The organism is Thauera phenylacetica B4P (assembly GCF_000310225.1).
GTDB lineage: Bacteria > Pseudomonadota > Gammaproteobacteria > Burkholderiales > Rhodocyclaceae > Thauera > Thauera phenylacetica.
The window spans coordinates 1-6767 of the sequence record NZ_AMXF01000219.1; the positions used below are offsets into that span (position 1 = coordinate 1).

General features: G+C 69.9%; 6 protein-coding genes. 3 read left to right on the forward strand and 3 right to left on the reverse strand.

Going from position 1 to position 6767, the window contains the following annotated elements:
• Together C667_RS18650 and C667_RS18655 are read left to right on the forward strand one after the other, a co-directional pair.
• On the forward strand, window positions 1–569 hold a 569-nt coding region (locus C667_RS18650; protein WP_004375688.1), incomplete at its 5' end, for a molybdopterin dinucleotide binding domain-containing protein.
• On the forward strand, window positions 566–1357 hold the full coding sequence (locus tag C667_RS18655; protein WP_004375689.1) for an NAD-dependent deacylase: 792 nt from the start codon (window positions 566–568) through the stop codon (window positions 1355–1357). The genes C667_RS18650 and C667_RS18655, both read left to right, overlap by 4 nt.
• A 191-nt stretch (window positions 1358–1548) precedes the next feature.
• Here the strand turns inward: C667_RS18655 and C667_RS18660 are convergent, their stop codons facing one another.
• The 3 genes from C667_RS18660 to C667_RS18670 form a co-directional block, all read right to left on the reverse strand.
• On the reverse strand, window positions 1549–5427 hold the full coding sequence (locus C667_RS18660) for a DUF3683 domain-containing protein (RefSeq protein ID WP_004375690.1): 3879 nt from the start codon (window positions 5425–5427) through the stop codon (window positions 1549–1551).
• 125 nt (window positions 5428–5552) lie between these two features.
• Window positions 5553–5903 (reverse strand): RidA family protein, encoded by a 351-nt coding sequence (locus C667_RS18665; protein WP_004375691.1) that lies wholly within the window; start codon window positions 5901–5903, stop codon window positions 5553–5555.
• A gap of 82 nt (window positions 5904–5985) precedes the next feature.
• Window positions 5986–6399: a YqaA family protein gene (locus C667_RS18670; protein ID WP_004375692.1), complete on the reverse strand. Its 414-nt coding sequence runs from the start codon at window positions 6397–6399 to the stop codon at window positions 5986–5988.
• A gap of 126 nt (window positions 6400–6525) precedes the next feature.
• On the opposite strand from C667_RS18670, the gene C667_RS18675 reads away from it, so the two are divergent.
• On the forward strand, window positions 6526–6767 hold a 242-nt coding region (locus C667_RS18675), incomplete at its 3' end, for a PsiF family protein (protein ID WP_004375693.1).

Consider the following 6767-nt stretch of genomic DNA (forward strand, 5'->3'; position numbering starts at 1 on the left):
CGGGCCTCGCCGAGGGCCTGCGGACGCAGGGCTGGGCGCGGCTCGCGCTGCCCGCGGGGTATGCGCCCTTCGCCGACGGCGGCTTCCGCACGCCCTCGGGCAAGTGCGAGTTCTTCTCCGCCGCGCTCGCGCGCGAGGGCCTCGATCCCTTGCCGGCCTGGCATCCGCCCGCCGAGTCGGTGCCGAGCAATCCGGCCCTGGCCGCGCGCTATCCGCTCGCGCTGATCACCCCGCCGGCACGCAACTTCCTCAACTCCACCTTCGCCAACCAGGCGCGCTTCCTCGCCGACGAGGGCGGGCCCAAGCTCGAGATCCACCCCGGGGACGCCGCCGCGCGCGGCATCGTGGACGGCGTGCGGCTGCGCATCCGCAACGACCGCGGCCACTTCGTCGCGCACGCGGTGGTGACGACCGACGTGCGCCCCGGCGTGGTGTGCAGCCCCTCGGTGTGGTGGCCCAAGCTGTGCGAAGGCGGCCACAACGCCAACGCCGTCATCGCCGCGCGCCCCACCGACATGGGCGGCGGCCCGACCTTCTACGACTGCCTCGTGGAGGTGGAGCCGGCATGAGCGTGGACAAGACCCTGGCGGCGGTGGCGGACGTCCTCGCGTGCGCGCAGCGCATCCTCTTCGTCACCGGTGCCGGCATCTCGGTCGATTCCGGCCTGCCCACCTACCGCGGCATTGGCGGCCTCTACCACGACCGCCTCACCGACGAGGGGCTCACCATCGAGGAGGCCTTGTCGGGGGAGATGATGGCGACCCGGCCCGAGATCGCCTGGCGCTACATCGCCCAGATCGAGTCGAGCTGCCGCGGCGCGCAGCCCAACGCCGCGCACCGCCTGATCGCCGCGCTCGAGCAGGAGAAGGCGCTGGTGTGCGTGCTCACCCAGAACGTCGACGGCCTGCACCGCGCCGCCGGTTCGCGCAACGTGATCGAGATCCACGGCACCGTGCATCGCCTGCACTGCATGTCCTGCCGGCAGGGGCGCCGGGTGGAGGACTACGCCGGCCTCTCCATCCCGCCCGAATGCCCGCGCTGTGGCGGCATCCTGCGCCCGGACGTGGTGCTGTTCGGCGAGGCCTTGCCCGAACTTGCGATCGAGCGCCTGGAGAGCGTGCTGTCGCAGGGCATGGACGCGGTGGTGTCGATCGGCACCACCAGTGTCTTCCCCTACATCGCCGGCCCGGTGCTGTGGGCGGCGCGCCAGGGCGTGCCTACGATCGAGATCAATCCGGGCGACACCACGGTGAGCGCCATCGTCGACCACCGCCTGCGCATGTGCGCCGCCGAGGCTCTCCCCGCGCTGTGGCGGCGGATGCATCCGGCGGAGCCGGCGGAAGACCGTCCGCTGTAGACGCGGAGCAAGCCGAGAGCGCCGGGGTCCGGCAATCGTCGGGCGGCGCCATCGGAGCGGCCGTTTTCGCGCCTGCCGGCGCTCCTACACAGGCCATCGCGCCTCCGCCCCATGCAGGAGCGCCGGCAGGCGCAAAGGGCAGCGTTTCCGCATCCTCGGCGCGCGGCAATCCCGGATGACTGCGCCGGGTATTAAAGCAACACCCGCTCGATCCCCCCGCTGTTCGCCTTCGCCACATAGTCCGGCAGCCAGCTCTCGCCCAGCAGGTGCCTGGCCAGCTCGACCACGATGTAGTCGGGCTCGATGCCGCCTGCGTCGTCGGCGTAGCGGTGCATGCCCTGCAGGCAGCTCGGGCAGGAGGTCAGCATCTTGATCTTCGCGTTCGGGTCGCCCTCGCGCAGCTTCGCCGCGCCCTTCTCGATCTCCTCCTGCTTGCGGAAGCGCACCTGGGTGGAGATGTCGGGGCGCGCCACCGCCAGCGTGCCGGACTCGCCGCAGCAGCGGTCGGACAGGTCGACGCGCGTGCCCATCAGCTCGTTGGCCACCTTGATGCCCTGGTACTGCTTCATCGGCGTGTGGCAGGGCTCGTGGTACATGTACTTCACGCCGCCGACGCCCTCGAGCCTGACGCCCTTCTCCATCAGGTACTCGTGGATGTCGAGCAGGCGGCAGCCGGGGAAGATCTTCTCGAATTCGTATTTCTGCAGTTGGTCCATGCAGGTGCCGCAGGACACGATCACCGTCTTGATGTCGAGGTAGTTGAGCGTGTTGGCGACGCGGTGGAAGAGCACGCGGTTGTCGGTGGTGATCTTCTGGCCCTTGTCCTCCTCGCCGGCGGCGGTCTGCGGGTAGCCGCAGCACAGGTAGCCCGGCGGCAGCACGGTCTGCGCGCCGACGTGGTAGAGCATGGCCTGGGTGGCCAGGCCGACCTGGCTGAACAGGCGCTCCGAGCCGCAGCCGGGGAAGTAGAACACCGCCTCGGCGTCGCCGTTGGCCTTCTGCGGGTCGCGGATCACCGGGATGACCTTGTCGTCCTCGATGTCGAGCAGCGCGCGGCTGGTGCGCTTGGGCAGATTGCCCGGCATGGGCTTGTTGATGAAGTGGATCACCTGCGCCTTGATCGGCGCCTTGCCGAGCGTGGCCGGCGGCGCCTTCACCTGCGGCTGGATGAGGCCGAACTTCTTGCCCAGGTCGTGGGCGAAGCGCTGCGCCTTGTAGCCCCAGTCGATCATGCCGGTGCGGATGGCCTTGATCGTGGTCGGGTCCTTGATGGTCAGGAAGGCCATCGCCGCGGCCTTGCCCGGGTTGAACGACTTCTTGCCCTGCTTGCGCAGCAGGTTGCGCATCTTGATCGACACGTCGCCGAAGTCGATGTCCACCGGACAGGGCTTCTCGCACTTGTGGCAGATCGTGCAGTGGTCGGCCACGTCCTCGAACTCGGCCCAGTGCGCGAGCGACACGCCGCGGCGGGTCTGCTCCTCGTACAGGAAGGCCTCGATCAGCAGCGAGGTGCTGAGGATCTTGTTGCGCGGGCTGTACAGCAGGTTGGCGCGCGGCACGTGGGTGGAGCACACCGGCTTGCACTTGCCGCAGCGCAGGCAGTCCTTGATGTCGTGGGCGATGTCGCCGACGTCGGTCTGCTCCATGATGAGCGACTCGTGGCCCATCAGGTTGAAGCTGGGGGTGTAGGCGTTGTCGAGGTTGCCGCGCACCGGCCCCTTGCGCATCAGCTTGCCGCGGTTGAAGCGGCCTTCCGGGTCGACCTTTTCCTTGTAGGCCCAGAAGTTCGCCATCTCGTCGTCGGTGAGATAGTCGAGCTTGGTGATGCCGATGCCGTGCTCGCCCGAGATCACGCCGTCCAGGCTGCGCGCCAGCGCCATGATGCGATCGACCGCACTGTTGGCGGTCTGCAGCATCTCGTAGTGGTCGGAGTTGACCGGCAGGTTGGTGTGCACGTTGCCGTCGCCGGCGTGCATGTGCAGGGCGACGAAGACGCGGCCGCGCAGCACCTCGCGGTGGATCTCGGCGACGCGCACGAGGATGCGTGCGAACAGCGCGCCGTCGAAGGTCTGCTCGAGCAGCGGGCGCAGCTCCTCCTTCCACGACACCCGGATCGAGTAGTCCTGCAGGCGGTGGAACAGGGTCGGGCTGGCGGCGCGGTTGGAGAGCTCGCCGGCCTGGATGCCATAGGCGGCGAACTGCGGCTCGGCCTCGGCGAGGGCGAGCTCGAGGTTGTCCAGCAGCCACTGCCAGCGCCGGCGCACGCCGGCGACCTGCTCGAGCGCCTGGGCGCGGTGGTCGGAGATCAGCGCCTCGCGGTCCAGGCCCTCGTCCTTGACGTCGAGCGGCAGCTCGCCCTGCAGGAACTCGGCGAGGCGGTCGCACAGCTCGATCTTGTTCTGCAGCGAGAGCTCGATGTTGATGCGCTCGATGCCGTCGCAGTATTCGCCCATGCGCGGCAGCGGGATGACCACGTCCTCGTTGATCTTGAAGGCGTTGGTGTGGCGCGAGATCGCCGCGGTGCGGCTGCGCTCGAGCCAGAAGCGCTTGCGCTGCTCGGGGCTGACCGCGATGAAGCCTTCGGAGCCGCGCGCGTTGGTCATGCGCACCACCTCGGAGGCGGCCTTCATCACCGCGTCCTCGTCGTGGCCGACGATGTCGCCGATCAGCACCATCTTCGGGCGGCCGTGGCGGCGCGCCTTGGTGGCGTAGCCGACCGCCTTCACGTAGCGCTCGTCGAGGTGCTCCAGGCCGGCGAGCTGCACGCCCGCGGCGTGGCCGGCGCCGCCCGGCTTGAAGAAGTCGGTGATCTCGACGATCGCCGGCACCGCCTCGCGCACCTGGCCGAAGAACTCCAGGCACACCGTGCGCGCGACCGGCGGCATCTTGTGCAGCACCCAGCGCGCGGCCACGATGAGGCCGTCGGTGCCTTCCTTCTGCACGCCCGGTACGCCGCCGAGGAACTTGTCGGTGACGTCCTTGCCCAGGCCGACCTTGCGGCAGGCCGCGCCCGGCATGGCGAGGATCTCCTCGCCGAGCGCGGCGTTGGTGAGGCCGTCGAAGCGGCGCAGGCGGAAGCGGACGGTCTCCTGCTCGTGGATCTTGCCGAAGTTGTGGTCGAGGCGCTCGACCTCCAGCCAGTTGCCGTCGGGCGTGACCATCTTCCACCACGCCAGGTTGTCGAGCGCCGTGCCCCACAGCACGGCCTTCTTGCCGCCGGCGTTCATCGCGATGTTGCCGCCGATGCAGGACGCGCTCGCCGAGGTCGGGTCGACCGCGAACACGCGCCCGGCGAGCGCCGCCGCCTCCGACACGCGCTCGGTGACCACGCCGGCGCCGGTACGGATGGTGGGGTAGGGCTCGGGCATCGGGCCGTCTACGCCGGCCAGTACGGTGGGCTCGACCGCGCTCATGGCGAGCAGCTTCTCGGTGTTGATCACCACCGAGCTGGCGTCCAGCGGCACGGCGCCGCCGGTGTAGCCGGTGCCGCCGCCGCGCGGGATGATGGTGAGGCCGAGCGCGATGCACTCGCGCACCAGCGGCGCCATCTCTTCCTCGGTGTCGGGGTAGAGCACCAGGAAGGGGTATTCGACCCGCCAGTCGGTGGCGTCGGTGACGTGGGAGACACGGGCGTGGCCGTCGAAGCAGATGTTGTCGCGCCGGGTGTGGCGGGCCAGCGCCTTGAGGATGGCCTTGCGCCGCCGCGCGGTGTCGTCGAACCAGCGCTCGAAGTTGGACACCGCCTCGCGTGCACGCGCAACGAGCAGGGTGACGTGGTCGTTGCCCTGGCGGCGCTTGTCGATCTCGTTGAGGCGGTGGTCGAGCGCGCCGATGAGCGCGTCGCGGCGTTCGCGCGAGGTGAGGAGGTCGTCCTCGAGATAGGGGTTGCGGCGCACCACCCAGATGTCGCCGAGGACCTCGTACAGCATCCGCGCCGAGCGGCCGGTGACGCGTTCGGTGCGGAGCTGGTCCAGCACCGCCCAGGCCTCGGCCCCGAGCAGGCGGATGACGATCTCGCGGTCGGAAAACGAGGTGTAGTTGTACGGAATCTCGCGCAGGCGTTGGCTCATTGGACTACCCGGAAGCGGCTGCAGGGAAGCGGTCCATTCTAGCGAACCGCAGTGCACCATGCAGCAAAAATCAAGACCTTAAGAGCAGCATGGGTTCGTGCTCCGCGACCCGCCGAGGGGGCGCCTCAGCGCGCGGCGGTGAGCGCGATCTCGATCCGCCAGTCCGGGTCGGCGAGCCCGGCGACCTGGAGGCAGGCGCGCGAGGGGGCGCTGCCGGGCGGAACCCAGGCATCCCACACCGCGTTCATGCCGGCGTAGTCGGCCATATCGACGAGGTAGATGGTGGCCATCAGGATGCGCGCGGGGTCGCTGCCGAGCCCGGCGAGCTGGCGGCCGATGGACTCCAGCACCTCGCGCGTCTGGGTCTCGATCGAGCCGGCGCTGCTCGCCGGGACCTCGACCAGGTGAATGATGCCGGCGTGGATGACGGCGTCGGCGTAGCGGGGGGTGACGCCGTGGCGTTCGATGGCGGACATGTGGCGTGCTCCGTTGCGGGAGAAAAGGGGCCGTCGAGTATAGGCGAGGGGGCGGCCTGCGCGCCTTCTCCGCTGCGCGGGCTCACGCGCCGACCGACGGCAGCGCCCACGCGATCACCGCGTAGCGCAGGCCCTTCCCCAGCGCCATCCACGCCAGGCAGGCGAAGGCATTGAGGCGCAGCGCGCCCGCGGCGGCGCACAGCGCGTCGCCGATCAGCGGCACCCAGGACAGCAGCAGGGCGAGGCTGCCCCAGCGCTGCAGGGTGCGCGCGTGCGCGCCGGGCTCCTTGCGCGGCAGCAGCCGACCGAGCGCGTAGGTGCTCATGCCGCCCGCGGTGTTGGCCGCGGTGGCGACGAGCAGGGCCGCGGGCGTCAGCTCGGGGCGCAGCGCCACCAGGGCGGCGAACACCGCCTCCGAGCCGCCCGGCAACAGGGTCGCAGCGAGGAAGGCGGAGGCGGCGAGGCCTGCGAGCAGCGCGAGATCCCCGCTCAGCACGGGTGAAGCCTCATCCGGGATGCTCCCATGGCGTTGCGGGAAATGCGCTTCGCATTGACGAGAGGGTATGGCATATGCAAAATCCGCCTACGCATTTCGCGTATAACAGGATGAGGAGACACGATCATGAAGCGAACTCTCGGCGCCAGCTGCGCTGTGCTCGTACTTGTGGCGCTTGCCCCCGCGCAGGCCTGGGCCAACCCCCAGCACGAGCGCATGAAGCGCTGCAATGCCGAAGCGAAGGAGCAGGCGCTCAAGGGCGACGCGCGCAAGGCCTTCATGGGCACCTGCCTGCGTGGCAAGCACGAGCCTGCGGCGCCCGCTGCCGCGAGTGGCGCGGCCGCCGCACCGCTTGCGGCCGTCGCCGC